This is a genomic window from Pseudomonas sp. 37 R 15, from assembly GCF_900004865.1.
In the GTDB taxonomy this organism is placed as follows: Bacteria; Pseudomonadota; Gammaproteobacteria; order Pseudomonadales; family Pseudomonadaceae; genus Aquipseudomonas; species Aquipseudomonas fluorescens_AM.
In genome coordinates, this window is record NZ_CVTV01000057.1 from 136,285 (window position 1) to 162,964 (window position 26,680).

19 protein-coding genes are annotated in these 26,680 nt (G+C 61.1%); 1 reads left to right on the top strand and 18 read right to left on the bottom strand.

Translation table 11 applies throughout. The annotated features are described in order from the left end of the window. Positions 1 to 296: 296 nt before the first annotated feature. The 9 genes from BFQ04_RS23320 to BFQ04_RS23360 are packed head-to-tail and all read right to left on the bottom strand — an operon-like array spanning position 297 to position 8,934. Entirely contained in the window at positions 297 to 1,373 is a 1,077-nt protein-coding gene (locus BFQ04_RS23320; RefSeq protein WP_065952848.1) for a protein-glutamate methylesterase/protein-glutamine glutaminase, read from the bottom strand. Then, positions 1,336 to 1,869: a chemoreceptor glutamine deamidase CheD gene (gene cheD, locus BFQ04_RS23325; RefSeq protein WP_065952849.1), complete on the bottom strand. Its 534-nt coding sequence runs from the start codon at positions 1,867 to 1,869 to the stop codon at positions 1,336 to 1,338. The genes BFQ04_RS23320 and cheD overlap by 38 nt, the downstream gene beginning before the upstream one ends. Next, positions 1,866 to 2,675 (bottom strand): CheR family methyltransferase, encoded by an 810-nt coding sequence (locus BFQ04_RS23330; protein WP_065952850.1) that lies wholly within the window; start codon positions 2,673 to 2,675, stop codon positions 1,866 to 1,868. The genes cheD and BFQ04_RS23330 overlap by 4 nt, the downstream gene beginning before the upstream one ends. A gap of 9 nt (positions 2,676 to 2,684) precedes the next feature. Continuing rightward, positions 2,685 to 3,224, bottom strand: a complete 540-nt coding sequence (locus tag BFQ04_RS23335; RefSeq protein WP_065952851.1) for a chemotaxis protein CheW — start codon at positions 3,222 to 3,224, stop codon at positions 2,685 to 2,687. Positions 3,225 to 3,259: 35 nt separating this feature from the next. Continuing rightward, positions 3,260 to 4,918 (bottom strand): methyl-accepting chemotaxis protein, encoded by a 1,659-nt coding sequence (locus tag BFQ04_RS23340; protein ID WP_065952852.1) that lies wholly within the window; start codon positions 4,916 to 4,918, stop codon positions 3,260 to 3,262. 29 nt (positions 4,919 to 4,947) lie between these two features. Then, on the bottom strand, positions 4,948 to 6,987 hold the full coding sequence (locus tag BFQ04_RS23345; RefSeq protein WP_065952853.1) for a chemotaxis protein CheA: 2,040 nt from the start codon (positions 6,985 to 6,987) through the stop codon (positions 4,948 to 4,950). A gap of 42 nt (positions 6,988 to 7,029) precedes the next feature. After that, a complete protein-coding gene (locus BFQ04_RS23350; RefSeq protein WP_065952854.1) occupies positions 7,030 to 7,317 on the bottom strand; it encodes an STAS domain-containing protein in 288 nt (95 codons plus the stop codon). A 24-nt stretch (positions 7,318 to 7,341) separates the two neighbouring features. Next, a complete protein-coding gene (locus BFQ04_RS23355; RefSeq protein WP_010446480.1) occupies positions 7,342 to 7,710 on the bottom strand; it encodes a response regulator in 369 nt (122 codons plus the stop codon). Positions 7,711 to 7,719: 9 nt separating this feature from the next. Continuing rightward, positions 7,720 to 8,934, bottom strand: coding sequence for a methyl-accepting chemotaxis protein (locus BFQ04_RS23360; protein WP_065952855.1), 1,215 nt, complete (start codon positions 8,932 to 8,934; stop codon positions 7,720 to 7,722). 257 nt (positions 8,935 to 9,191) lie between these two features. Between BFQ04_RS23360 and BFQ04_RS23365 the strand changes: the two genes are divergently transcribed. Further along, the gene (locus BFQ04_RS23365) at positions 9,192 to 10,265 is read left to right on the top strand and encodes an alpha/beta hydrolase (RefSeq protein ID WP_065952856.1); all 1,074 of its coding nucleotides are present in this window, start codon (positions 9,192 to 9,194) and stop codon (positions 10,263 to 10,265) included. Between the two features lie 51 nt (positions 10,266 to 10,316). Here BFQ04_RS23365 and BFQ04_RS23370 read toward each other — a convergent pair whose 3' ends face one another. From BFQ04_RS23370 to BFQ04_RS23410, 9 genes are all read right to left on the bottom strand, one after another. Beyond that, positions 10,317 to 15,515, bottom strand: a complete 5,199-nt coding sequence (locus BFQ04_RS23370; RefSeq protein ID WP_371914538.1) for a dermonecrotic toxin domain-containing protein — start codon at positions 15,513 to 15,515, stop codon at positions 10,317 to 10,319. 90 nt (positions 15,516 to 15,605) lie between these two features. After that, positions 15,606 to 17,645, bottom strand: coding sequence for a M3 family metallopeptidase (locus BFQ04_RS23375; protein WP_139111965.1), 2,040 nt, complete (start codon positions 17,643 to 17,645; stop codon positions 15,606 to 15,608). 324 nt (positions 17,646 to 17,969) lie between these two features. Continuing rightward, a complete protein-coding gene (locus BFQ04_RS23380; protein WP_065952859.1) occupies positions 17,970 to 19,094 on the bottom strand; it encodes an OmpA family protein in 1,125 nt (374 codons plus the stop codon). A 23-nt stretch (positions 19,095 to 19,117) separates the two neighbouring features. Next, the gene (tssE, locus tag BFQ04_RS23385; protein WP_065952860.1) at positions 19,118 to 19,558 is read right to left on the bottom strand and encodes a type VI secretion system baseplate subunit TssE; all 441 of its coding nucleotides are present in this window, start codon (positions 19,556 to 19,558) and stop codon (positions 19,118 to 19,120) included. Between the two features lie 3 nt (positions 19,559 to 19,561). Then, positions 19,562 to 20,086: a type VI secretion system lipoprotein TssJ gene (tssJ, locus tag BFQ04_RS23390; RefSeq protein WP_065952861.1), complete on the bottom strand. Its 525-nt coding sequence runs from the start codon at positions 20,084 to 20,086 to the stop codon at positions 19,562 to 19,564. After that, positions 20,067 to 21,164: a type VI secretion system baseplate subunit TssG gene (tssG, locus tag BFQ04_RS23395; protein WP_065952862.1), complete on the bottom strand. Its 1,098-nt coding sequence runs from the start codon at positions 21,162 to 21,164 to the stop codon at positions 20,067 to 20,069. Before tssG ends, tssJ begins: the two co-directional genes overlap by 20 nt. Continuing rightward, positions 21,128 to 22,897 (bottom strand): type VI secretion system baseplate subunit TssF, encoded by a 1,770-nt coding sequence (gene tssF, locus BFQ04_RS23400; protein ID WP_065952863.1) that lies wholly within the window; start codon positions 22,895 to 22,897, stop codon positions 21,128 to 21,130. Before tssF ends, tssG begins: the two co-directional genes overlap by 37 nt. Positions 22,898 to 22,921: 24 nt before the next feature. Beyond that, positions 22,922 to 24,511, bottom strand: a complete 1,590-nt coding sequence (tssA, locus tag BFQ04_RS23405; protein WP_065952864.1) for a type VI secretion system protein TssA — start codon at positions 24,509 to 24,511, stop codon at positions 22,922 to 22,924. Beyond that, positions 24,508 to 26,680 (bottom strand): ImcF-related family protein (locus tag BFQ04_RS23410; RefSeq protein ID WP_065952865.1); only part of this gene is annotated, 2,173 nt, incomplete at its 5' end. The genes BFQ04_RS23410 and tssA, both read right to left, overlap by 4 nt.

Here is a 26,680-nt window from a genome sequence, read left to right on the forward strand (position 1 = left end):
AACCACGCTGGCCGAACGCAGGCTTGAATCCGTGGGCCGCCGTCAGGGCGGAACCCTAAGTGGCCGTGACCGCAGAAACGGATATGTACTCGGTCTGATCCAGCATCCTGGTCGGCTGTGAGGCCGCCATCGGGGGCAAGCCCCCTCCCACATTTAGGCCAGGATCGACACAAAATCCCGGTCAGCTCCAAGGCCGCAACCGGGAGCAAGCTCCCTCACCACAGATCCGGCGTCGCACCAGAGTTGTGTAGATACCTAGGGTGCTAAGGGCGATCAAGGCAACCTGAAACTCAGTTTCATTTATGCAAAATCGCCCGGTGAATATCCTCCAGCGCCATGATGCGCTGGGCGGCGTTGAGCTTGATCGCCTCCTTGGGCATGCCGAACACCACGCAACTGGCCTCGTCCTGGGCCACCGTGGCGGCGCCGGCGTCCAGCATCTCCTTGAGCCCGCGCGCGCCATCGTCGCCCATACCGGTCATGATGATGCCCGTGGCGTTCCTGCCGGCGAACCTGGCCACCGAGCGAAACAGCACATCCACTGAAGGCCGGTGCCGGTTGACCAGCGGCCCATCGATGACCTGAGCGTGATAATAGGCGCCGCTGCGGGTGACCATCAGGTGCTTGCCGCCAGGGGCGATCAGGGCCAGGCCGGGCAGGATACGGTCATTGTTGCGCGCTTCGCGCACCTCGATTTCGCAAACGCTGTTGAGACGCTCGGCAAACGAGGCGGTGAATTTTTCCGGCATGTGCTGCACGATCACCATGCCCGGGCACACCCGCGGCAGGGCCGTCAGCACCGCCTCCAGCGCTTGGGTGCCGCCGGTGGAGGTGCCGATGGCGACAATACGTTCGGTGGTGTGCGCCATGGCCTGGCCATTGGCGGCGGGCAGGATCGCATCCGCACTGAGCTTGCCGGCCGGTGCCGGTGCCGGGCTGACGCTGCGCCTTCCCAGGTTCCTCACGTTGGAGTTGGCCGCGGCGCGGATCGCCGTCACCAACTCGGCCGCCGATTCGATCAGGAAATTCTTCAAGCCGCTCGTGGGCTTGGTAATGATCTCCACAGCACCCGCCGCCAGCGCCTGCAGGGAGGTTTCCGCGCCTTTCTGGGTCAGCGACGAGCAGATCACCACGGGTGTCGGCCGCTCGCTCATGATTTTCTTGAGAAAGGTGATGCCGTCCATGCGCGGCATTTCTACATCCAGCACGATCACATCCGGCCATTCCCGGGCGAGTTTGTCCATGGCGAAAATCGGGTCGGAGGCGGCCCCCATCACATGGATATCCGGCGTGTCAGCGAAAATCGCCAGCAGTACCTGACGCACGACGGCCGAGTCATCGACCAGCAGCACACTGATTTTTTTGGTAGGCATCTTGTTGAAGTGTTCCCATAGGTTGGTGCCGGACCCAGACGTTGCCGTTCCACAGGTCGAACATGATCGTGCGGTAACCAGTACTGCCCATGTCCTGGGCCGTCAGGTGCAATTGATAGCGCTCGGCCAGGGCCAGCGCCGCGCGAATATTCAGGCTGGCCACGTCGTGGGTCGGCAGGCGGCGCTGGTGATCGGGAAACATCTCGCCGCCGCCGAACAACTTGACCTGGTAATCCTGTGCACCCGTGCCATTGGCCTGGGCGTGGCGCAGCAGCAGTTCCATGGCTTCGTCGCCATATCGGCCGTCCAGGGGCTGATGATTGCGCGCTCGCCCCGGCAGCATGAAATGACACATGCCGCCGATCCGCCGTTGCGGGTGCCAAAAGGTGATCGCCACGCAGGAACCGAGCAAGGTGCGCAGGCGCGTCGGCCGCGTCGCAAAGCTGACCTGGCCAGGCGCCAACACCACTTCCCCCGCATCGGCTGGTTTTTTCATGGCTTGCGGTAAATCGACGGCGCCACCAGCTTCAAGGTGTCGTTGACACCGTTGAGGCTTTCCGAGTGGCTGATGATGAAATAACCGCCGGGCTTGAGCAGCGGCAACAGACGCGCGACCACCTGGCTCTTGGTCTGCTGGTCGAAATAGATCATCACGTTGCGCAGGAAGATCACCTCGAACTCGCCCAGGGCCGGCAGCGCTTCGTTAAGGTTGACCTGCACAAAACTGACGCGGTTGCGCAAGGTCTTGTCGATCAGGAAGGTACCCTCCTGGTGGCCAATGCCCTTGAGGCAGTATTTGGTCAGCAGCGGCTGGGGCAGCGTCCCGGCGCGCTCCATGGCGTAGTGGCCGTTGCGCGCCTTGGCCAGCACCTGGGTGCTGATATCCGAGCCGATCACTTCCCAAGGCGTGGTGCCCAGGCTCTCGGCCAGGGTCATCGCGAGGCTGTAGGGTTCTTCGCCCGAGGAGCTGGCCGCGCTCCACACGCGAAATACCTTGCCCGGTGCGGCCCGAGGCAGCACCTGCTGGCGCAGGAAGTCGAAGTGCTTGGGCTCGCGAAAAAAATAGGTTTCGTTGGTGGTCAGCAAATCCAGCGCAACCTGCAGTTCGCCCTTGCGCTGGTCATTCATGATCAGCTTGAAGTATTCGCCGTAGCTGTGCAGCTCGTAGTGCTTGAGGCGCTTGAACAGGCGCCCGGCCACCAGGGCTTTCTTGGCCGGCGACAGGTTGATGCCGGCCGCGCGGTACAGCCAGCTCTGGAACTGGCCGAATTCACGATCGTCGAGGGAGGCGGTATCTGGCATGGTCGGGACTCAACGCGGATCGAGGTCGAGGGCCGCCGCCTGGCCGCCCTCGGCGAGGCTGGACATCTCATCGATGGACAGCACCTTGTCCACCTCCAGCACAATCACGAATTTGCCGTCGACCTTGGCCATGCCGCCGATGAAATCGGCGCGAATCCGCGCGCCGAAACTGGGCGGCGGCTCAATCTGCGCGGCCGGGATCTCCTGCACGGCAGAAACGGTGTCGACCAGCAACCCGATATCCTGGGGCCGGCCGTCGTCGGTATTCGCCTCGATGATGATCACGCAGGAGCGCCGGGTGATCGTCGAGTTGGCCCGACCAAAGCGCGCCGACAAGTCCACCACCGGCACCACCGCGCCGCGCAGGTTGATCACCCCGCGCACGAACGCCGGCATCATCGGCACCACGGTCAGGCTGCCGTATTCGATAATTTCCTTGATACCCAGAATGCCGATGGCGAACATTTCGCCGCCCAGCATGAAGGTCAGGTATTGCGCGTCCTCATCCACCGCAACCGCGGTATGCCGAGTCGTCATCACTGCGCCCATGTCACTCTCCTTGTAGGCCCGTATCGATCGTGGGATCAGAAGCGGGTGAAGTCCGATTCGTCAGGTGCGCTGGCCATGTTGTAGGCGAAGGCCTTGCGCGGTGCCTGTGGTTTCGGGCGCGGCGGCTGACGGCTGGGCTTGCTGCCGGGGCTGTCGACACTGCTGCTTTGAGCCGCGGCCTTTGGGGTTGAGTCCAGTACGAAGAAGCTCATGGCTTGTTGCAGCTGCTCGGCCTGGCTGCTCATTTCTTCGGCGGTGGCCGCCAGTTCCTCGCTGCTCGACGCATTTTGCTGGGTCACCTGGTTGAGCTGGGTCATCGCCGTGTTGATCTGCCCGACACCGGCGGCCTGTTCCTCGGAGGCGGCGCTGATTTCCTGCACAAGGTCGGAGGTTTTGTTGATGGACGGCACCATTTCGTCAAGCAGCTTGCCGGCCTTCTCAGCCATGTCCACGCTGCTGGACGACAGCTCGCCGATTTCCTGGGCCGCGACCTGGCTGCGCTCGGCCAGCTTGCGCACTTCGGCGGCCACCACGGCGAAGCCCTTGCCGTGCTCCCCGGCCCGAGCGGCCTCGATGGCGGCGTTGAGGGCGAGCAGATTGGTCTGGTAGGCGATGTCATCGATGATGCTGATGCGTTGGGCGATTTTCTTCATCGCCACCACGGTCTGCTGTACCGATTCGCCGCCTTCGGTGGCTTCCTTGGCGGCCTTGCTGGCCATGCCATCGGTGACCTTGGCATTCTCGGTGTTCTGGTTGATGCTGGCGCTCATCTGTTCCACCGAGGCGCTGGTTTCCTCGACACTGGCGGCCTGTTCACTGGTGGCCTGGCTCATCGATTGCGCGGTGGCGCTGACCTGTTCGGAGGCGCTGGCAAGGTTATCGGCAGCGTTACGCACTTCGCCGATGATATGCGCCAGCTTGCCGACCATGTTGCGCATGGCGTTGAGCACCATGCCGGTTTCATCGTTGGCACCCGGCTCGATGTGGGCGTTGAGGTTGCCTTCGGCCAATTGTTCGGCGGCGGTTGCGGCCTGCCTCAGTGGGCGGGAAATAATCCGAGCGATGAATACCGCCAGGCCCAGGCCGATCAACAAGGCCGCGACCAGTACCGCGATGATCGACAGGCGTGCGTTTTCATACAGCGCCAAGCCCTTGTCACCCGCGACCGTCGCACCGGCATCATTGAGCTCGACCATTTTCTGCAGGCGGCTGGTCACCTCATCGAAATGCCCCTTGGACTCTCCCCTGAGCAAACCGCGCGCCTGGACTTCCTGGTTCTGCCGGGAAAACTCGAGCACTTGCTTGCTGCTGGCCAGGTACGCGTCCCATGCGCTTTTCACGCTGGCCAGCAGTTGGCGATCTTCATCGTTGGACAGCAACTGTTCATAGGTGCCCATGCGGGTTTCGAACTGTTGGCGCGCGTCGGCGGCTTCACGTTCGGCCTGGGCCTTTTCTTCGGCGATCTCGGTCGCGAGGTGACGGTTTTCTTTCAAGCGATAGTTGGCGGCAAAAAAACGCATGCCGGCCGCTGCGCGCATGGAAGGCATCCAATTGCCCTTGATGTCCTGGGCCGCATGGTTGACGGCGCCGAGCTGGAGGATGGCGAAGCCGCCCATGGCCGCAGTGAGCGCCAGGACCACCAGGAACGAGCTGATCAACTTGGTGGAAATTTTAAGATCGTAGAACCATTTCATCGGGGAACCTCCATGGAATTGCAAAGACGTCAGCGAGCGACGACCGGCGACGATTGAGGCGCCTGGGGCGTGCGGGCTTCCAGTTGTACGAGTTGGTTGAGCAGTGCCGGTACATCCAGGATCAGGGCCACCGCGCCGCTGCCCAATATGGTCGAGCCGCTGATGCCGCGCAGCGCGCCGAACAGCTTGCCCAACGGTTTAATCACGGTCTGGAACTCACCGAGCAGGTCATCCACCACCAGCCCGGCCTTGTGCTCGGCGTAGCGCACCACCACCACGTTCTGGCGCCGTGCAGCCGGGCCTTCGTGGCTGAAGTGTTCGCGCAGGTCCACCAGCGGCAAGACCTCGCCACGCAGGTCCAGGTAGCCGTCGTCGCGGCTGGACTGGCGCTGGCGTTCACCCAACTCGATGCATTCCTGGACCATGTCCAGGGGAATCACATAGGTGGATTGGTCGATACCGACCAGAAACCCATTGATGATCGCCAGGGTCAGCGGCAAGCGGATGCGCACCACCGTGCCCTCGCCGGGGCGGCTGTCCAGGTCGACGGTGCCGCGTAACAAGGTGATATTGCGCTTGACCACATCCATGCCGACGCCGCGCCCGGACAGGTTGGTCACCGCCTCGGCGGTGGAGAACCCCGCTTCGAAGATCAAGTTGTAGATCTCCTGGTCGGTGAGCACCGCGCCGCTGGCCACCAGCCCGCGTTCCTGGGCCTTTTGCAGGATGCGTTCGCGGTTGAGCCCGGCGCCGTCGTCGGCGATTTCAATGACAATGCTCCCGGAGTCGTGGTAGGCATTGAGGCTCAAATGGCCCTTGGTCGGCTTGCCGGCCGCCTGTCGCGCATCAGCGCTTTCGATACCGTGGTCCATGGCGTTGCGCAGCAGGTGCATCAGCGGGTCGCCGATTTTCTCGACCACGGTCTTGTCCAGCTCGGTGTCCGCACCGCTGATGTTCAGCTCGATGTCCTTGCCCAGTTCCTGGCTGATATCGCGCACCACACGACGAAAACGGTTGAACGTGTCACCAATGGGGATCATGCGCAGGTGCAGCGCGCCATCGAGGATCTCTTCCACCAGCCCCGATACCGTCGAGGTCGCCTCTTGCAAAGGGTCGTTGTTACAGGAGCGGGCCAGCAGGCTTGAGCCGGCACTGGCGATCACCAGTTCGCCGACCAGATTGATCAGCTCGTCGAGCTTGTCGGCGTTGACGCGCACGTAATTGCCGTCGCGGGGTTTCGCCTCGCTGGCTGGCGCAGAACGCTGCGGTGTCGCCGCCACAAGGCCTTGCTCTGCCTGGGTGACCTGGTCGCCAGCGACGACCGCAGTGCTGTCGGGCGCTTCGTCGACGGCGCTGATGTGCACTTCACAGTCGTCACGCACAAAATCGAACACGTCGTTGAGGGCAGCGTGGCTGGCCGTCGAGCGCAGGTCGATCTCGAAACCCAGGTAGCAGCTTTCCGGGTCCCAGCTGTCCATTGGCGGGATGCTGTCGGTCAGGGTGGTGACCTGCATCACCTGCCCCAAGGTCTCCAGATAACGCAGAAATGACAGCGGGTCCATGCCATTACGGAACACGTCCACGCCGAAGCGCAGGGAGATGTGCCAGAGCACGTCGACCGCCGCGTCGTCGGCCACTTCAGCGGTTTGGACGCTGGCAATGGCGGTTCGCATCGGCTGATAGGCACTCAGCGCCTCGCGCAATGCTTCACCACGCTCCAGAGCGGCAGGCGTCGGCACCTCACCGCGGTTGGCGACCACTTCGACCAGTTCGAGCATGTGGTCGCCGCACTTGAGCAGCAGCGCGATCAATGCGCCGTCCACCGCCACATCGCCTTCGCGCAGGCGGTCAAGCACGTCTTCGACGATATGCGTGAACCCCACGATCGACGCCAGGCCGAAAAGGCCCGCCGACCCCTTGATGGTGTGCGCGGCGCGGAAAATCGCGCCGATGGCATCCTGGTCGCCCGGCTCGCTTTCCAGTTGCAGCAGGGATTGCTCCATGGCCTGCAACAGCTCGCGTGCCTCAACGATGAATGTCTGCTGTGCCTGATCGAGATTGATGCTCACCTGGACTGTCCTTGTCGATCAAAAAAACATGGGAAGTGCTGACTACAAGCCTGCGCTACGGCACAGTTGCAGTGCATGCATGACCGCCTGGCTCTGGCCGGTCACACTCAAGGCAGTACCGGCAACGCCCGCCTCACGCTGGATCACTGCAAGCAACTGCAAACCGGCGCCATCCATCTCCGTGACCTGCGACAGATCCAGCTCCAGGCGGGGAGTCGCACCGATCTGGGGCAGCAGCGCAGCCGCCAGTTCCGCTACCGTGTAGATCGTCAGTTCGCCGTCAATGCGCACGCAGGCGCTGGCGCCGAGTGTTTCAGTGCTGATTGGCATGGCAGTCTCCCTGGCGCCGGAGAGTCAAGGCAGGATCAGCTTGGATACGGCTGCCAGCATTTGCGCCGGCTGGAACGGCTTGACCACCCACGCCTTGGCGCCGGCGGCCTGGCCCTCGGCCTTCTTCGATTCCTGGGACTCGGTGGTCAGCATGATGATCGGGGTGAACTTGTAATTGGCCAGCTTCTTGACCTCCTTGACGAAGGTGATGCCGTCCATGTTGGGCATGTTCACGTCGCTGATGATCAAGTGCACTTTCTGCCCGGTCAGCTTGCTCAGGGCATCCTTGCCGTCGCTGGCCTCGATGACGTCGTAGCCGGCGCTTTTCAAGGCGATGCCGACCACTTGCCGCACGCTGCTCGAGTCGTCGACCACTAATACATTCTTTGCCATGGTGTGCTCCTAAAAGAAGGTGATGTCTTGAGAGTTCTGCTGCGCGGGCGCCACTCCGTGATGCAGGCGCCGTTGCTCGTCGGTGGCGTAGGTGGCTTCCATCCGCGCGAGCCACTGCCGGGCATCGACGCCCACCGCCTGGCCCGGCGCCTGGCTGGCTTGCAGGAGGTGGTCATGCAAGGCCTGCATGTTGTCTCGCACGTGGCTGAGGATCTGGCTGACCCGGTCCTGGAATTGCAGGCTGACCAGCACTTCGGTCATCTCATCACGGATGCCGTAGCTTTCCTGCTTGAGCAGGTCGGCAGATTCGGCCAGGCGCCCGGTGATGTTCTGGAAGCGCTCGAGCACGCGTTGAATGCTGTTTTCGGACTCGGCCACCGAGTGGCTGTCCTGGTCAGCACTGCTGGACGCGGCCTGCACCAATTGCGTGATGGCGTTATTGATGATGTCGACCTTGGCCGACATCTGCTGGCCGGTTTCACTGGATTTGTTCGACAGGCTGCGCACCGCATCGGCCACCACCGCGAAGCCGCGCCCTGCCTCACCGGCCCGCGCCGCCTCGATGGCGGCGTTGAGGGCCAGCAGGTTGGTCTGCGCGGCAATCGCCGCCACGTCGGCGGCCATGGCACGCAGTTCCTTGGTATAGGCGGTGAGGCTGCGGACCTGGGCCAGGGTCTGGTCACGGCTGGTCTGAGTGGCCTTGAGCGAGTTGATCACCTGGCTCAGTTCGCTGTCACTGCGCGCCAGCACCTCAAGCGCGCCATCGGCGGACTGCCCATCCAGTTCACCGGCAGCCTGCTGCGATGCCTGTACCGTTTCCTGCAATCGTGCGGCGATCCCGGTGAAACGGTTGGCCAGGCTTACAATCGCTTCTTCAGTCTGATGCCGCGAGCTTTCCACCTGCTTGGCCCAGATCGGCATGGCGCCCAGCAACACTTCATCGAGCTGTGCGCGAGAAGCCGCGCCGTTGTGCGCCGCGTCCACAGTTGACTGATCCGCCTGCGCCCGCGACATCGCGCGCAACACGGCCTTGCGCTGTGAATTTGTGCTCCAGGCACAGGCCCCCAGACCAAGCAACACCAGTACCGCACACGCCACCAGGTTGGCCGTGGAGGCTGATTGCAACAGCAACCACACAACGCCAGGCACTACCGGGATAAGAGCAAACCAGCAAAAACGCGGATGACCAGGAAGGGGAATGCGGACGGATTGACGCTGGGTCATGAGTTCGATCCTTGAACAGTGTTGCGGATATAGGCGACATAGGGGTTATCTGCCCAGCGCCTCGCAACTTTAGAATCCTGATATGCCTTCCGTCTGTTTTATGACCATTGGATGACCTGCCTGGGTGTCCGAGCCCCTGTGCACTGAACAAAGAGGGAATCTGGCGTGGGCGCAGAATGGAACGAAACATGAAGCCTGCCGCTCACTACAGTGTGGCCGCTTCGCGTTCATCAGCCGACGCAGCATGAGGAGATACCGTGTCCACTTCCAAACTGACCTCGCGTGTTCTCACTACCCCCCGCCATACGACGCACTATGTAGAGATGGGGCCGGACGATGGGCCATTGATGGTGTTCCTGCACGGTTGGCCGCAGCTCAGCCTGATCTGGCGCGCACAGATACACGCATTCGCTGCACAAGGTTGGCACTGCGTTGCACCTGACATGCGCGGTTATGGTAGTTCTTCTGCACCCGCGCCCACTGATGCGTACACCATCGAAAACATCGTGGCCGACATGGCAGAGCTTCATGACCATTTCGGTGGCATGCCCGCCATTTGGGTGGGCCACGATTGGGGCAGCGTGGTGGCGGGTGAACTGGTCGCGCATGAACCTCAGCGCAGCCGCGGTGTTGTATTGGTTTCGGTGCCGTACTTCCCCACCACTAACGCCTTGCCGACGCTCGTGCCGCTCGTTGACCGCTCGATCTATCCGGCGGACAAGTATCCGGACGGTCAATGGGATTATTACCGCTACTACACCACGCACTTTACGTGCGCTGTCGCTGATCTGGATGCGGATAAAGCCGCATCGCTGGCGTCGATTTATCGACGAGGCGACCCGGCGAGTATCGGCAAGATTGCAGCCAATGCCGAAGTGACCCGCAAAGGCGGGCGGTTTGGCCAAGCGCACCGGGCTCCCCTCACCCAGCCAGACCTTGCGCTCTGGCCGCAGGCAGACTTCGCTGAATGGGTGCGCAATTTCCAGGCGCATGGTTTCCGCGCGCCCTGCGCGTGGTATTTAAACGACGATGCCAACATTGCGTATGCCCACCGGGCGTGCAACGGCGGCCTTTTGTCATTGCCAGTCCTTTTTGTGAACGGTGATTACGATCAGATGAACACCATCAACGGTAATCAACTGGGCGATCCAATGCGAGCGGCCTGCACAGATCTCAGCGTGACAAGCCTGCCCGGCGGGCATTGGTTGCCGGTGGAGTGCAAGATAGAACTCGTTGAAGCCATAAGCACCTGGCTATGCAAGCTCGACTTGGCCAACCAGGGTGCTCCTACGACGCACCGATCACCGGCCGGCGCAACCTGTAGTCGCTGAACGCAAGGCCTTGGTCCCAGGATGCCGGTGGCAGGTCACGGCGGGTGAAAACTATATTTTCTTTCGACGTCCCAGCTGTGCAACCAGATAGGCGACGGAGTCGGCGTTGTTAAGTACCGTCAGGATGCGTTTAAGCGGATCAGTACGGAAAACGCGCCGCGCATCGCCGAGGGTTTGGGTGCCTGTGACAGTGAGCAGCCTGTCGAGTACAGGCTGTGTTGACGTGCCCGTGGCAGGGTCTGTTTTGAGGCCGGTGGCAATATCGACAACCTGGAACAACTCCTGAGTCGGGGTGTTGAGCGACAGCCTTGAAAGCTGGCGGTTTTCCAGGGCCGCTTTAGTGTGACTGCCCGTAGCGGTCTGGGGATCAATCAGGTCATGAAAGGGATGGGTGGACTGCACGTAAGCCAAGTCCAACGTCGCACATACATGATGAGTGATTTCGTGAATGAGGGTGGTCGCACGGGCATGGACGTTGACGTAGAACGGCTTTATCAGCAGGTGACTGTATTTCAGACCCGGATTGAAAAATGCTTCGGTCAAGTACAGCAATTGAAGCGGGTCGGGGACAACCGTAAAGGCCAACACCTTGTAGGCGCCCGTCTGGGCCGGCATGCGGGAGTACCCGATGACAAAACGCGTTGAGTCCGGCGAGGCCAGGGAAGGTTCCATCAGCGCGCTGCACACCTTGTCGACAATCTCCTGAATTTTTTCAAGGTGTTCGACCTCAAGCGTCTGCAAACCAAAAAACGTTTTGATCTGTTTGGCCAGTTCCGGTGCAGCAAGGGGGGTGTGTGCGAGCAGGCGCAAATTTTCCTGGGCGTTCGTTGCATAGAATGTTGCCAAGGCGAGTGCCTCGGTGATCATCAACGACTCCTGCGTGTAAAGCGCTCGAATCTCGCGCATGCCGCTGGCCACTATATTCATACTGGGGCGCGCAAATGGCTCGGAGTAGAAGCGATTGGTCAGTCGCGCAATGGCTCGTCGCCCCGTCAGCAATGGGTCAGTGCTACTGAGCATCCATTGTTGTGCGTTGCTGTGCACCACCGGACCGACTTCCCCACTGCCGGTGATGCGCCACCCCAGGCCATGCTTGATGACTTGGAAGACTTTCCCTGCCACCGCCGCGTAGTAGTGGTTGGAGGCTGATCGGTAGAGATTGAGTGAGGTGTCTTTGATCAGGCTGGCCAGGCTCGGCTCAAGGACTTCGAAACGCTGGAGCCGGGTGCGTGGCGCAGCGGTAATGTCCAGCGCGGGCCAGGACACCACAGAGGTCACGGGTGTGGCAGGCGGCGGCATGGGCTCGGGTGCCGAGGATGGGCCGCCCTCTGAAACAAGCGGCATGGAATCGCGCAAACCGACCAGCAAGGCGACCCCGCCGATGAAATGACCCAGCGCTTCATGCCATTGGTGTCCCTGCAGTTCTTCGGCAGAAGCCTTGAACAGTTTATAGCTCTGCCAGACCACCACGGGGTAAGCCAGTTTACCGGCAAAAAACACAATGGCCTGCTGCACCTCCTCGGAGAATACGGCCTTGGCGGTGTCCCAGGCAGCGTCTGCATCAGCCGTTTTCTGGCAGCCCAGCAGCGTTGTCAGCAGCTCGACATTGTCGTTGAACAACTGTTTGAACAAAGGCGCGTTTATGGGGTTGCATGCCAGCTGAAGGGTGTTACTGGCTTGGGGATGCTCCAGTGCGCTTGTCAGTGCTGTGTGGTCAACGGCCGGGACCACCAGCCGAACCCAACGCTGTAAGGCGCCGGAGGCTGTCAACTCAGCACGCAGGGCGGCCTCACCGGTATATTCCTTGAGGGTGTAGCCTGGACTATAAGGGGCATAAAGGACTTGAGGCCCCTCGTCACCCGAGGTGCAACCGATCAAATAAGCGCCGGGAATCCTGATGGTTTTCTTCCCGGCATCGACCAACAGTTCCAGCGGGCGGATCATGGCGTTGGCGTTCACCACTGTCGCACGGGCGATCGCATCGGGCATGTCCATGATCTGTTGAATGAACCCGAAGGCCGCCGGTGAAAGCTGGCCTTGTAACGTCATGCCGTGAGCGTATTGCATCAGCTGCCACGGCAGCTGCTTGGCAAATCGCGTAGAGCGTCGCTCAACGTCCGGGCTGGCCGGGCCCAGTACGGATTGGATGTACGTTTGGTAAGCCGTGTTGATGTTCAGCGCCCGTATCCGCGTTTTCAGCGTCTGCGCAGCCAGGGTGGGTGGCAACGGCGTTGTACCGGTGCTGGCGAACAGAGGCACCTCATCGTTCCAATACGATTGATGACTCAAGGCATAGCCCAGCAGCGACTGGTTGCGCGCAGGCGTACTGCCCTGCGCCGGCAGCCCGACTTCGATTTCATCCGGTGTGACGCTGTTCTGATCGTCAAGGTCCTTCAGTAAGGTGCTGAGCTTCTTGCGCGTGAACTGAGCCAGTGAGTCGATCCCGTGCAGGTAATCCTGATTGTCGGTGACATTATTTCGATACTGCTCCAACAATTCGGCATGGAGCTGTTGATCCACAGCACTGGCATTGCCTAACACTTGCAAACCCTGTTGCACGATCATCGACTGGACCATGTCCCTGGCACGCTGCACGTTAGTGGGCGCCAGGTTTTGTGTGGCTTGAACCTGCCAGAGCTTACGCAACTGGTCGACCGACAGGTTCATGGACAGGATTTGCGCCAGTTCACGGTCTTTTTGTTGAGCACAGGTACGTTGCAAGTGCTCGACGAGGTTGTCTTCGATCAGCTCCAGGGAACTGAGTGCATAACTCGGCTGTGAATCCCAGTCCGGTTGCGCCAGGTTCGCCAGGAACACCTGTCGTTCATCCGGGAGTGCCAGGCGTCGGTCCATTTCTGCTTTGAAGTGATTCAATGAGTAGAAACTTTCCAGGCCCAACGCAGGCGTCCATAGCAGCGAGCGACCGCAGTATTGAGGGTCAAGCCCGCCACGCTCGGTCAGCACAAAACAGTTATTGAGTAGCAGCGAGGTGTCCTGCCCGGCAGGTGCGACCCGCAAAAAAAACGCATCAGGGCGGAACCCGTTGACACTCAGGCGCAAGTCCCTGGCGTAAATCCCCAGAGTGCTCAAGAGCACGGCGTAGTCGAGGGGTAATAAAGCCTTGTTCCAAAGCCTGCATTGCATTTCCCCTGTCAAGCCCATCTCCATTGCTCTTCTCAGCAAGAGCTCCATGTTGGGGTAGACACTGTGGGTTCTGCGCAGATACTGCTTGAAACCGCCGACCGCGCTGTCGATCAGCGAATTGAACGCAGTGATGTCCATGCCTGAGATCCTGGTGGCGGGTTTGTCAGGAACGGTTGAGTAGACGTGGGTGTTCAGCGGATCGATGAGTGGACCCATTTCGCCACATAAGCGCGCCAGGAAATAGTCGACCATGCTGCTGGATGACAGCAGTTGAGGTTTGTCAGTATCACTTGAAGGGTTGCTGTAGTGGCGTACCGAGAGGCACGCGGCCTGCAGGTGCGCCTGTTTGATAGCGTGCAGCTTGGTGTTGAGATAAGTGGTGGCAGAACGCTCCAGCGAGGGCCGCAACGCTACGTGTTGTTCGAGGTCGGCGCTGACGTTTTCAAGTAGATGCGCAGTGGTGCGCAACGCAGCAAGCGTTGGCGGAACGCTGGGTTCGGTCGCCGTTGCAGTCCAGGTGTCGGCCAGCTGGGTACTCCAGCGGCCCATGGGTTCGAAGGTGCGTAAGTGGGGGGCAATCATGCCACGCACATCCAGCACATGATCGACCAGGGCGTTGAGGTCCATCGTGCCCCGGCTCAGGCGATACTGATCAAGGGCGTATTCCAGGTTGCGACCTTGTTTTTCGATGATGCCCTCCATGATGCGTTGGAAAATAACCCCGGTGATCGGGGCTGTGGTGACGTCGCAGGCCAGCAGGTCGACTTCGTTATAGCGCTCCGGCCTGGACAGATGATTTCTCCAGGCATCGGCATGCTGGCGGGGGTTGAGATCATCAAGAAGTTGGGTTTTGAGTGCACCCAGGTCGGTAAACGATTGCAGGCCTTGGTGAGGGGTATAGAGCAGCCAGGGCGAGCCATCGTCGCTCTTGTTACTGCTGATGATGAGTGTGCCCGCCAGCTCGGCGGCGGACTGTCCAGGCTCGCTCAGCAGCGCCTTTTCAGCATCAAACGCGGGAGCAAGCGTTGTCGCGGGCAGTGCAGCCTTGAGCGGCAAGGCCTGCAGTTGCAGGCGCTGGTCAACCGTTATGGTAGTTTGCTGTTGTTGCTCCAGCGCCACCGTGAAGAAGGCATTGGCCATGGCACTGGTAAACAGTTGTAGCCGCGACGACCCGGTGGCAGCCGGCAGCGTCCAGAATGTCTTGGGCTGTTGCTTCATATGCGCTTTCAAGCCCCGGGCCAATCCTTGCACTGATACGTCCCAACGCAACTGATCATCAGCCGCCTGAGTGGGCTGCTGGGTGGCAGGAACGCGTTGGGGATTGTAGTAGCGCCGGGTTTCACCGGCAGGCCAGCCATTGGCGACGAAATACCTGAGGACGGTTTCGCTCAGGGTGCGGGTGGTGGTGTGTCGGGCCGTTGGCGTATCAAAGTTAGCTGATTCGCTGGATGCGTCGATGACCTCACTCTGCACGTGGATTTGACGCTGGTCGACACCCGCAAAAGACTGCGCCAATTCAGCGCAAATGTACTCATCCAGCAGAGAAGTGAAACTGGGCAGCAGGAGCAGCTCCTCACGCATCAAACGAGCATTTTCGCGCAGGTTGTTGGAGAAAGTCGTATGTTGTGCCTCGAAGACAGCGCCGGCCACGGTATGTGTGGTAATCGTCAGGGCCGCAGTGGGCGTCAGGGTCACCTGCTGGGAGATGGAAAGGTAGTCAAGCAACGCTTGGCGCTGCGACGCGTCTTTGAGCCATGCACCTAGTTGCGTCTTGAGGGCTTCGTGGCTTCCCAGCTTTTCCAGACCCCGGGCGGGTGTATAGAGAACAACCCCGCCTTCTGGGGCGGGGCTCATGACGAATGCACCCGCCAATTCAATAGCCGGGTGAGCGTGCAGGTTCAGTTGCAGGGTCTGGACGTGCATCGGCGCTTGTTGTGCCCGGCGCAAAGCATCGGTGGCCAGATAAACGCAATCGAACCAGTCAAGGTCCTTGAGGGTAAAATTGCGTGTGCGTTGGCGCTCGCTCAGTTGCGTGCGATCGGTCTGGGTTTCGCTGAAAAAATAAGGTGGGTGGTCAGTGGCCATTGAATGCTCTCCATGCCGCATTGGCTGCCGAGGTGAGCAGCGGTGAGTGATCTGAAAAGATCACTCTGGCGTTTCAAGTGTCAGCCGTGGCGCTATATATGCAGGAGCGATTCAGGCTCCGGTGGAATGCTCGACACATCGCTCGCCTTCACCCCGAAAAAGCGCAAGCGAGCTCAACAACGTACGGGTATCGCCCTCGGTGATGAACAGGTCACGGAAAGCTTTACCGGTCTCTGAGTTGAATAGGCCATCACGCTCAAACCGCTCAAACGCCTGGCGGGCCAGAACACCGGACCACTTGTAGGAATACAGTTTGGCCCCATAGCTGCCCATCGGCTGTTCGAAGCTGTTGATCGGACGGGCGCCATCAGGCCACTGCAAATGCCCGATTTCAACGTTGGCCTGGGTGAATACTTCATGAGGTGTGCGCCCGTCGCCATAGGTACGGTGCAAATCGAAATCGACCAGGCCCGTGAGCAAAATACTGGCGGTTTCCTGACTGGTCTGGGTGTGAACGAATCGGCTCATTTGAGTCGCCATTTTGTCAGGCAAGGGTTCTCCCGTGTGCAAATGGCCGGATAGATAGATCAGGAACGACGGAGTAAAGCAGAACTGCTCCAGCACTTGGCCGAAGAATTCCGTCGCATCATGGCTTAATTGGGCCATACCCGAAATCGCCCGGTAGGGGGCGGCGGTCAACAGGTGCTGCAGGCAGTGGCCGAACTCATGCAATAAGACCCTCAATTGCAGATGATCGAGCAAGCAGGGCTCGGTCCCAGTCGGTCGTGGCAACTGGCTGCGTAGCACGGCTATGGGCCGTTGTGGGCGCCCCTCGGCAGTCATTCGGTGATTGCGCAAACCCATGGCGGCGCCAACCTCGCCGCCCACCACGCGCCGATAACAGTCAATAAACAAATGTCCAATCGGCGCCGAGTACTCCCTGAGCTCAAATACCCGCACATCCGGGTGCCAGGTTTCTACAGTGGTCTGTTCAATCAGCTCAACGCCGAACAGTGTTTTGGTGAACGTGCACAAGCGTTGCAGCACCGTGTCCAACGGGAAGTAATTGCGCACTTGATCCTGGGAGACGCCAGCCACGTCCTGGCGAATTTTTTCCGCAAAATAGCTGAGGTCCCAGGGTTCCAGAGCATCGACTCCCCGCTGCGCGGCATAACGTTGCAGTTGTTGCGCCTCATGGGCAAATGTCGGGCGTGCCTGATCAACCTGGTGGTGCAAAAATGCAATGACCTCATCGGTCGTCTCCGCCATTTGTTCCACCAGCGCCAGTTCGGCGAAGTTGGCATAGCCCAGCAATTGTGCTTTCTGGTGACGACTGTCGAGCAACACTGTCAGAATCGGTTCATTGTCGTTGGCAATGGCGTCAGGGCCGGTGTCCACGGCACGGCTGTAATAAGCCACCATCATGTCCTGGCGCAAGGCTCGATGCTCGGCGTAGCTCATCACATCCCGAAAGGATTGCTCGGAAAGGGTTAATAACCAGCCATCCAGACCTGCGTCCCGAGCCGCGACCTCCATGCGTGCCAGGGTGGCGTCAGGCAGCCCGCTCAGCAGCGTCTTGTCTTGAATGTGCTTGCGCCATGCGTCGCCGGAGTCACTCACACGGCGCAGGAATTCCTGACTGAACTCATCGATTTGCCGGTTCAACGCTTTCAGAAGCAGCTGTTTCTCAGGAGAAAGATCAAGACCCGCCACGTGGTACTTGCGCAAGATTTTACGCAACGTACTGTGGCGTTGTTCATTGAAGAGGGCCGCGATCGGGCTGTCGGCAAGTTGCCGGTGAAGCTGATACAGATCGTTGTTCCCGGCCAACTCGGCTTTGTACTGCATTGCCAGCTCATAACTGCGGTGTGATGCCTGCTTCCAAGTCGCCTCTTGGGGAATAGAGTCAAGCAGTTCAATAACTTTGAGAACGCCATCCAGGCGAGCCTCCAACGCCTCCACCGCCTGCACCAGATCGTCCCAGGTGGGGAATGGCGCCTGGCTGGCAATGATCGTGGAGATGGTGCTGCGGCTTTCAGTGATGATCTGCTCAATGGCAGGCACCAAGTGTTCAGCCCGGATGGCTGAGAACGGGGGCAAGTCGTAGGGCTGTAGCAGTGGATTGCTTTCAGACATGAAGTCACTCTTCAAAGGTAGCTGTTGAAGCCGCCAGCCTAGGCAATGAATGATCGTTGGAGGAATAGATAGATATGAGCAACGCCATAGCGCGGGGTAGCGGATACCGCGTGATGCTCAAGCACGTCGCGCAGGGCGTCACATGTCCTTGGACGCTCACAAGCCATCTATCCCATCGAATACATTTGAATTCCAAGAACATAAATGTGTTCGATGGACAGCGTTGCGCAGTGCTTGCAGGCACGCCCTTGTCACTGTGCTCACCGGTGCAAGGAGCAAGTCAGCATAACGGGGCCGCTGCTACAGTCAGGCTATAAAGATGAACACTTGCGCCGCCCTTTATGATTGACCACTCTCCCCCGCCAATGCGGTCTGCTCACAGGCTCCAACCTGTGGCACCAGCTGGATATCCACACGCCGGTTAGCGGTACGCCCAGCCTCGGTCGCATTGCTGGCGATCGGCTGATTGTCCGCCAAGCCCTGCACCGCGAAACAACTGTCGGCGATGTCGCCCATCTGCTGCATCCAGTCGCGCACGGCTGAGGCGCGGGCGTGGGACAGGGCCAGGTTTTGCTCCATAACTCCAGTCGCATCGGTGTGCCCGGCGATCACGATCAGCCAGCCCGGTTGGGCTTTGATACCGACCAGGGCATTGATCAGTACTTTGGTCGAGCCAGGCTTCAGGGTTGCGCTGCCGGCATCGAACAGCGACAGGCTGTCCAATCGCACGGGTTCGGGCATGAGGGGTGGAGGGGCTTGATGTGTCAGCCATGTCCGCCAACCGAGTCCCGCGAGCAAGGCGATAATCAGCGTCCCGGCAAATAGCCATAAAGCCAGGCGCCGCCTGCGTGGCTCCACGTCAGGGGGCGGCAGGATCACCACAGGTGTCACCCATGTCGGCGTTATCGCCCTAACGGGAGCCAGCACCCTTTCGCCCGATGCATAGCTTTGTTCAAGGCGCTGGATCAGGCTGCCCACCTGGTGGCGCAGAGCCTGCAATGTCAGCAGAGGATTAGCGCCCTGAGGAAGTAAACGCGCATGCAAACGTGCCAGTTCGGTGTCCAGTTGAACCAGCGCGGGCGCACTGTGGGCGGTCATCGCCACGCTGCGCATCAGCAGTTGCAGTTGATCGAACAGCCACCCCAACAGGTCCAGGCGCACTGACGCCATCGACGGCCACAGGCGTGCCCACTCGCGGCTCAGGGCTTCGAGCAACACCACGCCTTGGGTGATGCCCTCCAGCCCATGACGCTGACCGCGTGCCAAGGTGTAAAAACACGCGGTCTGAAGGTCGGCGCCATTGTGTTGGAACAGCGCCAGGCAGCTTTGCTCCACCTTGGCCCAGTCCACATCCGGGCAGGCAGGATGACTGAGCTTGGCCAGCTCATCGCGCACTACTGTAAATTCACTGAAGCCGCGCGGATCACCGCCGACTCGAATACGCATCTCAAACAACGCCGTCATCAGGCTTCCCTTCCGTTATAGGTTCAAGGCTTGGTCAGGTACTGCTGTCGCTTCAAGTGGCGGACCAGCACTTTGCCCTCGGGCGCCAGGGTGGTGCCGAAGCTCACGTGCTGCCCATCCTTGAGTTGCGCGTCCAGGGCGTACTCCAAGTGCCCCGGCAGCGTCTGGGGCTGCAGGGCGATGGCGACCGCCGCCAGACGCGGTTCGTACTTGAGCAAGGTGGCGGTCATGGTGCCGATCAAACCATGGGCGGTGGCGGGCAACCCCTGCAGGATCAAGCCCATGTCCGGCAGCCCGTAATCGGGCAGATGGCTGAGCGCACCGGCGCGGCTATTGAGGATGCGCTGCAGGTTGTCCAGCACCGACAGGGCGTGCTGGTCCTCCTCGCTGATGCGATGCAAGTCCAACTCACCGTCGAAATTTTGCAGCAGCCTTTCGTACAGCGAGGGGTTGTACTCGGTCATGGCTCAGTCCTTTACCAAGGGCCGCAGGGTCAAGCGGTTATCCCCCAGCTCGATAACCCGCGCCCGGTCCGGGTCCAGGTCATCGCGGGTCAACGTCAGGCGCCAGGTGTTCAATTGGGTATCGGGGCTGCGAAACAACGCCACCACCGTGACGAACTGCGCGTCCTTGTCCATCGGTACGTTCAACTGGGCGCCCTCCTCGGGTTTTACCACCACCGAGCGTTTGTCCAACAAGGCGCTCGCCAGCAGTTGATTGTCATCGCCCAACAGCCCGTCGTAGGTTGCCTGCTCTACCGCTTTGCTGTCGCGCAGTTGGTACACCCGCACCAGGGTCGGCACCGACAAGGCGCTCATGTCCGTGGCGGCGGTGTTGAGCGCCGTGCGTGCACTGAAATCCAGATGCAGGGTTTTCACCTGCTTGTAGAAGATCGCCTTGGCGGTGGATGCCGTGCCATCCGCGACGGTCTGGGCCAGACCACACCCGCCGAGCGCCGCGAACATCACCAGACTAAAAATGGTACGCAACATGCTGTGTTTCTCTGTTGTGGGGATTAATCGAAAGGCCTTGGTAGCGGCCCAGGTTGATCGTGAGCGTGTCGTGTTCCGCCACCTGCCAGGCATCGCTTCCCAAACCCAGCACCCCGGTCATGCCGAGCCGAATAGGTGCTTGCCCCAACACCGGTGCGGGCAGGCTGTGCACTGGCAATGACAACTGCAGTTTCGCCGTGCAGCGCCACCCGAGGTACACGCGTAGCAGCACCAGCAGGTCGCTGTACAACTCACCACCGGGCAACCAGCCGCTGGCTTCCTGCGTGTCTTCGGTGTAGAGCGTCAGCCGCAGTTGGCTGTTGGCATCCAAGCCGACGCTGCCCAACGGTGTCCCCTGGGACAAACTGACTGGCCGTTGGCGGGAAAGGCTGGCCGGCTGTTCCAGCGCAATTCTCAGTGGCCAATGCGGGGTCACCTGCGCCTGGGTGTTGGGCGCCAGCAACTTGACCAGCGCGGTGATGCCCTCAGCATTGCGCGTGGGCAGGCGCATCACACTGAGCAGGGCCAGAAAGCGCGAGACCGGCGTGGCGATCTGCTGGGCGGTGCCCGGAATGCCCAGGCCGATCAGGCCCAACAGGCATTGCGAGGTGGCATCAGTGCCGCCTGCTTCGAACGTCGCCGGGTAGGAATACTTGCGCCAGATCCGGTAGAACTGAGTGAAGATCCGGTGGTTGAAAATATCCAGGAAGGCTTCCAACGCTTCATGCCCTTCCCGGCGCTGCGCGATGTCATCCAGAAACACCGTCGGCATCGGCGAGTCGACCCCGTACAACCCGAGCAGACGCGTGCGTATGGTTGCCGGGCGCTCCGGGTGAGCGTCATCGGTTTCAATCGCCTTCAACTCGCTGGCCGGAAAGCCCATGCCCGGATCGGGCCGAAAGCGCACGGCGTCATCGGCCGGGTGCGCGGTGCTGCCCAGGGGCGGGTGATCGGGCAAAGCCTGTTCCAGCAACTGGCAAAAGCGGTACAGGTTAGCCTCAGCCACTTGGTCCTGCAGGGCGTCGAGCAGACCGTCGGCTTTCAGCCGGGAATACGCTGACTGTGGTTCTCGTTCCATCGCAGGCACTTTCCAGTAGGTTGCAGGATCAGCGTGAGCTGGGTGTACAGATGAATGTCGGCATACAAGGAGAAGAAGCGATTGAGCATCTCGCCGAACAGGCTGATGTCGCCCTCCCCTGAAAAGCCATTGGCATCCAGGGTGATTTCGATATCCACCCCGCGCAGCAGAAAGCCTTTCTCGAAACGCTGCACCAAATGATGTTTGACCTCGACAATCGCCGCCAGACGACGGCGATTGAGCTCGCTGCCGGTCCAGTCGTACAGCGCCAGGGTGCCGCGCAGCACCTCGGCGTTGTCGAGCATCGGCAGGAAGTTCGAGCCCAAGTGACTGAGCACCCGCCAGTGAAAGCGGTCGCGGTTCGGTGGGTAGCACGGCAAGGTCGGCGCACACAGGTTGCGCACGCGCAAACCGGACTGGGTGGACTGCACCACCGTATCGAGCAAAGTGCTTTGCAGCGCCTTGCGCGGCAACTGGCCGTGGGTGCCGGTCAAGCGCAACGACAGGCTTTCACGCTCGCACAGGCGGTCCTTGTCAAAGCCCTCGCCGCCCAGAATCAGCCAAGTGTCATGCAGGCCATTCGCTGCGCGCTTCAGGCGTGTATGAAAGTAGCGTTCCGGGGCATCAAAGCGCAGCATGCCGCCCTTGTGGCGAAAGCTGGTGAACGGTACATAGTCTTGCCGTTCGGCGTTCCTCGACGCGGTGACCCGGTCCACCGAATAGATCTCGGTATGGCCGTCCTGCAGGCGCATCGGACGCAGGAGATAGTCGGTTTGCAAGGGCGCCAGGGTCAACGGGTCGGCCTCCAGCGCAAACAAATTAATCACCGGTACCGCGTGCAAGCGGATGTGTTCGCTGTTCAAGTCGAAGTTGGCCGGCCAAGGTTCACGCAACACCACTTCAAGCTCGAACCAGGCGGTACCGGGTGCAATCTTCAACTGCTCCAAGCCACACAAGGTCACGAACATGAATTTTTCACGAAAGCTGAAATATTCCAACAACAGCTGGTAACCGCTGAAGGCGCTGTCACCCTTGGGCCACAGCCGGTCTTCATCGGCAAATCCCTTGGGTGCAAAATGCGCGGTCAGTGGCTGGCGTTCGGTCTGGCCGGGCCAGCGCACATACAGCGCTTGCGCATTCAGGGTCAGCGCCTGATGCAACGCACTGGCCAGCGGCGCATCGGCATTCAGGTACAGCGGCAAACGGCTGAGATCGATCAGGCTCCAGTCCGTCAACGCCCCACAGGCAAAGCGCAGGCGCAACACCGAGCGACCATCCATTTCATGACCGCGCCCCACCGACTCCAACGCCAGCGGTCGCAGGGTCACGTCCTGGGTGGTGGTGTAACGGCAACGGGTGCGTTGTGGCCCGATGGGTTGCGACAGCACCTCAAAGCCCTGAGCGATCAACTCGCTGCGCTTCATCTGCGCCAGTTCAGGCGCCAATTCGACCACCGAAAGCGACGGAATGGTGCGCAAGTAATGCGGCCACAGCAGGCTGACCAGGCCTTCGGTCAGCTCCGGCAGGTCATCGTCGAGCTTTTCCCGCAGACGACCCATCAAGAATGCGAAGCCCTCGAACAGGCGCTCCACATAGGGATCCTGCGCACCCGGTTTGTCCAGGTTGAGCTGCGCGGCCCGGTCCGGGAACGCGTCCGCGAACTCCTTGCCGGCCTCGCGCAGGTAGCGCATTTCGGCATCGAAATAGCGCAGTGTCAGATTGTCCATGCTCACAGAAAGAATCCCGATGTAAGAGGGTTAGCCGCAAAGCACTGCGGCGCGGACCGGATCAATGGCTACCAACGCCGCCAGCAAAGCTTCCATGCGCCGCGCCAGGGTGGGTTTGTCGGCGTCATTGCGCTGGGCTTTGACCCGCAGCAGCTTGAGCAGGCGCGCCTTGACCTCGAAACTCAGCTCCGGCTCCCACTCGGCCAAGGCCTGGCGTTGCGCCGTGGCGTCCAGGTCGGCCAACAGATGGATGGCCAGGTCGCTCTTGCTGTACTGCTCGGCTACCCGCGCCATCAACAGGCGCAACAACCAGCGTTGGCGCCCGGTGTGGATACCAGGGCGTGCGGCCAGCCAGGCCAGTGCCTGATCCACGCCGTCGCTGTCAGCCTGGGCCACGGCCTCGCCTTCCAGGGACAGGATGTCGGTATCGCCAGTGGCCGGTGCCGCCGAGGGTACGGGTAACCATGGCTGGGGCTGGTTACCGCTGACGTGCTGGGCAATCCACTCGCGGGTGGTTTCGTCGGCAAACGGGCTGCCGTCGCTCCAGCACAGCACGTCCAGACCCGGCAGGCGCTCAAGGAACATGCCCAGGTCACGCTTGGCGATATCGGCCCAGCGATCCTGCGGCGCGGGTTGTTTGCTCAGCGCCTGATACAGGTACCACTGCAAGTCCAGCCAGAAATGGTTCACGCCCTCGGCATAGATCCGCTCGACCTGCTCGATCAACTCCGCCCAGTTCTGTTGCAGGTACAAACGTTTGAGCAGCGCCCGATAGTCACCACGCGGTGGTGTCAGGCGCGTGTTGTTGTTCGTATCCTGCGGTGGGGGCTGGTGCACCGTGTCCCAACGCAAGCTCTTCATCAGGCGGTGAGCCGCCAGCCAGCCCAAAGGTTGGTCACGCAGGTACCCCGCCAAGGCCCGGCCGCTGTCCAACAGGTCGCGCCCGGACTTGATCTGCGGCGCTGGCGCCTGTGCAGTCGCATCATGGCTGGCAGTATTCTGCGGCACCAAGGCGTCCATGCCACCGGACTGCGCCAACCTCGCGGACAGGGCGGCATACAGGGGTTCCAAATGTGGACGCTGCTCCTGCGGCCACGCACCCAGCCCGCGCTCCAGCCAGGCGAGTGCTGCGGCAGTGCGCTCGGCCTCGGCCTTGACCACTTCCGGGTACAGCGACAGCGTGTCCAGCACCTTGGCGCCGGCCAACCATTCCAGGGCCATCTTGCGGCTGTTGGGGCGGATGGGCAGCACTGCGTCGGCAAAGCGTTCCACCAGCGCTGCCAGCAGGCTCAGGCCGTCGGCCAGACCGACTTCACCGTCCTTGTGTAAGCGTGCCCACAGGTAATAGGTGGCAACGCGCAGGTCCTTGCAGCTGTGGATCAGCAGCTTCTGCGCCAGTTGGGCCACCTGCTCGGCATCGGCGCCCGAGAGCTTGTTGACCTCTTCACGCATGCGCAGGAAGTCATCGTCGTAGCCGGGGTCTTCGCCGACAGGGGAGTCGGTGCTGATGGGTTGCAGCCAGGGTTGCAGCCAGGGTTGCCAGTGGGCGGCTTGCTCGCGGGCGACGGACAATGCGTCGCGCTCGCCGAGGCAGCGGGCGATCACAGTGCGCAGGCTCATGGGAAACTCCCGTTTTGCGCATAGGGCATATCAACGGTGTTCTCGCTGAGAAATATCTGAGCGGGCAACTTGAAGCTCCTCAACTTGAGCAACGTCAGCGGCCCCGCATCCAACTCGGTGCGCAGGTGCCAGACCAGGCTCAAACCATCGGGCGCCTTGAGCACCATGCGGTAGCGGCTGTCACCGTCGTCCAATGGCGTGACCTGGGCTTTTTCCAACAGGCGGATCAGGCCCCAGGTACCGGAATAATCACCGAACAGCCGCTCGCCGGTATGTACGCTGGTCCAACTGAGGCTCACGCCGGGATAGTCACTACGCCCCGGCCAGCTGAAACGCTGCCAGCTCTCCTTCTGGTTGAAGTACTGGTGCTTGTCGCCGTTGAGGATGAAGGTGGTTTGCACCACATCGCGTACCGGTTTGCCTTGCAGCTCAAAGCTCAACCCCATACCGCCATCGGTGTAGAGCACATCGGCCAGGTCACTGAGCTGGTTGATGGCGCTCAGAAATTGCGGGTTGAAGCGCAGCCCTTGGCTGTGGCGCGGATCGGCGACCCAACGGCTACCCTCCTTGCGCAACACGCCGCTCAATTGCCGCTGCAAAAACTGCTCGATGCGGCCGGAGTCTGCGCGGATCATCTGGCCCAGCATCGGTAAGGACGCATCGCTGGCAGTGGCTGTAAACGGGTAGCGGCTGGCGAAAGCATCGTCCCAATGGCTGACGATCGAGCGTTGCCACTGGCTGTTGATCCCAGCGGCAGACGGTTGCAGGACGCGTTGCCAGGCGTGTTCCAGTGGTTGCACGAACAGCGTCTGCGCCGCCCCGCCCCACTCGGCCCCCAGGCTGGCGGCCATCAGGCTGCCGTAGGATTGAGTGTCGGTCAGGTCGATGCTCTTGCCTTGAAACACGGTTTGCGCCAGTGCCTGGGTCATTTCCAGCGGATCGGCCGCCGTGCTGACTTGCTGCAACTTGAGGCGTACCCGTGTTACCCGTGTGAGGAATGCCTGGAGGCTCAAGCCATCGGCGCCACTCTTGCCTTCGGGGCCTTTGCCCAGCAGCGCCAGCAACGGGCCGAAGGTTGCGTCCAAGGGGCTGCTGGGCAAGTGGCCAAGCTGGTCGATCACCGGGGCCTTGTCACGCCCGATCAGCTTTTGCGCGGACGTCACCAGTGAATCGCCCAGGGGTTGGGTTCGGGTACCGGCCTGCCCTTGGTAGGCCAACGTATTCATCAGCGCAATCAGCGGCGACTGGCGCACATCACTCATCAGCGTCAATTGGTCAATCACTTCGGCGAGGCTCCCGGCTTCCTGCCAGCGCAGGCTGTTGAGCAGATCCAGCCAGGCACTGGCGTAGTCCTGGAAGTACCGTTCGGTGAGCCGCTCGCGGAGCTGGTGCGGGCTCAAGCGGGTGTCGATGTCGGCGGGCTTGTCGCTGAGTACCCAGTCGATTTCCTCACGGCGGGCCTCGGCGATCTCGTCGATGGCTTGGCGCACCTGGCCCTCCCAGGCCTGGCGAGTGAATACGCCCGGCACGCTGGCAGCGGTGGAGAACAGGGCCGGGGCATCGGTGTCACCCACCAGTTGGTGAAGGCCCAGTTCCGGGTAGTGATTGGCGGCGTCATCAAGCAACTGTTGATACAGGCTGGCCTCGGCATTGCGTTGGCCCAACTGGCCGAGCAGCACCTGCCGGACTTGCGCGACCAACCTGGGGTCGGCCTGGATGCGCCAGCCAGGGTTCGCGGTCAGGTGTTCGCCATAGAACCGCCACAGGTTGGGCGCCAGGCTTTGCCATAGCCCAGGTGATACGCCTGTGCGTGTAGGCTCAACGTTGCTCAGGGTTGTAACCAGGAGACTGGCATCGGCTTTTTCCGGGCGCGCCATCATCAAATAGGCTTTGAGCTGGGCGTAGGCCTCTTGGGCACGTTCAGCACGCTCGGGGTTGTCCGGGGCCAGCTTGACCAGCGCGTTGAGCTGTCGGCGCAGCGTGGCGGCGGCCGGGTCGCGGATCAGGCGGTTGTTGGCCTCGACATAACGTGGCCACAGGGTTTCAAGCAGTGCTGGATTGTGGTTCAAGCCAAAGCGCTGGTACCACGGAGCGCCGCTCTGGACGCGATCATCCAGGCGCGCCAGCTCGCGGACCAACTCATTGAGGGCCTGGAGTTGTTCGTCACCT

Excerpts from the sequence above, each read along its gene's own strand:
- tssE (WP_065952860.1), bottom strand. The coding sequence starts at position 19,558 with ATGACCGAGTACAACCCCTCGCTGTACGAAAGGCTGCTGCAAAATTTC.
- BFQ04_RS23335 (WP_065952851.1), bottom strand. The coding sequence starts at position 3,224 with ATGGGCGCAGTGATGACGACTCGGCATACCGCGGTTGCGGTGGATGAG.
- BFQ04_RS23340 (WP_065952852.1), bottom strand. The coding sequence starts at position 4,918 with ATGAAATGGTTCTACGATCTTAAAATTTCCACCAAGTTGATCAGCTCG.
- tssJ (WP_065952861.1), bottom strand. The coding sequence starts at position 20,086 with ATGTTGCGTACCATTTTTAGTCTGGTGATGTTCGCGGCGCTCGGCGGG.
- BFQ04_RS23350 (WP_065952854.1), bottom strand. The coding sequence starts at position 7,317 with ATGCCAATCAGCACTGAAACACTCGGCGCCAGCGCCTGCGTGCGCATT.
- tssG (WP_065952862.1), bottom strand. The coding sequence starts at position 21,164 with ATGGAACGAGAACCACAGTCAGCGTATTCCCGGCTGAAAGCCGACGGT.
- cheD (WP_065952849.1), bottom strand. The coding sequence starts at position 1,869 with ATGAAAAAACCAGCCGATGCGGGGGAAGTGGTGTTGGCGCCTGGCCAG.
- BFQ04_RS23330 (WP_065952850.1), bottom strand. The coding sequence starts at position 2,675 with ATGCCAGATACCGCCTCCCTCGACGATCGTGAATTCGGCCAGTTCCAG.
- BFQ04_RS23370 (WP_371914538.1), bottom strand. The coding sequence starts at position 15,515 with ATGCGGCATGGAGAGCATTCAATGGCCACTGACCACCCACCTTATTTT.
- tssA (WP_065952864.1), bottom strand. The coding sequence starts at position 24,511 with ATGAGCCTGCGCACTGTGATCGCCCGCTGCCTCGGCGAGCGCGACGCA.
- BFQ04_RS23380 (WP_065952859.1), bottom strand. The coding sequence starts at position 19,094 with ATGACGGCGTTGTTTGAGATGCGTATTCGAGTCGGCGGTGATCCGCGC.
- BFQ04_RS23320 (WP_065952848.1), bottom strand. The coding sequence starts at position 1,373 with ATGCCTACCAAAAAAATCAGTGTGCTGCTGGTCGATGACTCGGCCGTC.
- BFQ04_RS23360 (WP_065952855.1), bottom strand. The coding sequence starts at position 8,934 with ATGACCCAGCGTCAATCCGTCCGCATTCCCCTTCCTGGTCATCCGCGT.
- BFQ04_RS23355 (WP_010446480.1), bottom strand. The coding sequence starts at position 7,710 with ATGGCAAAGAATGTATTAGTGGTCGACGACTCGAGCAGCGTGCGGCAA.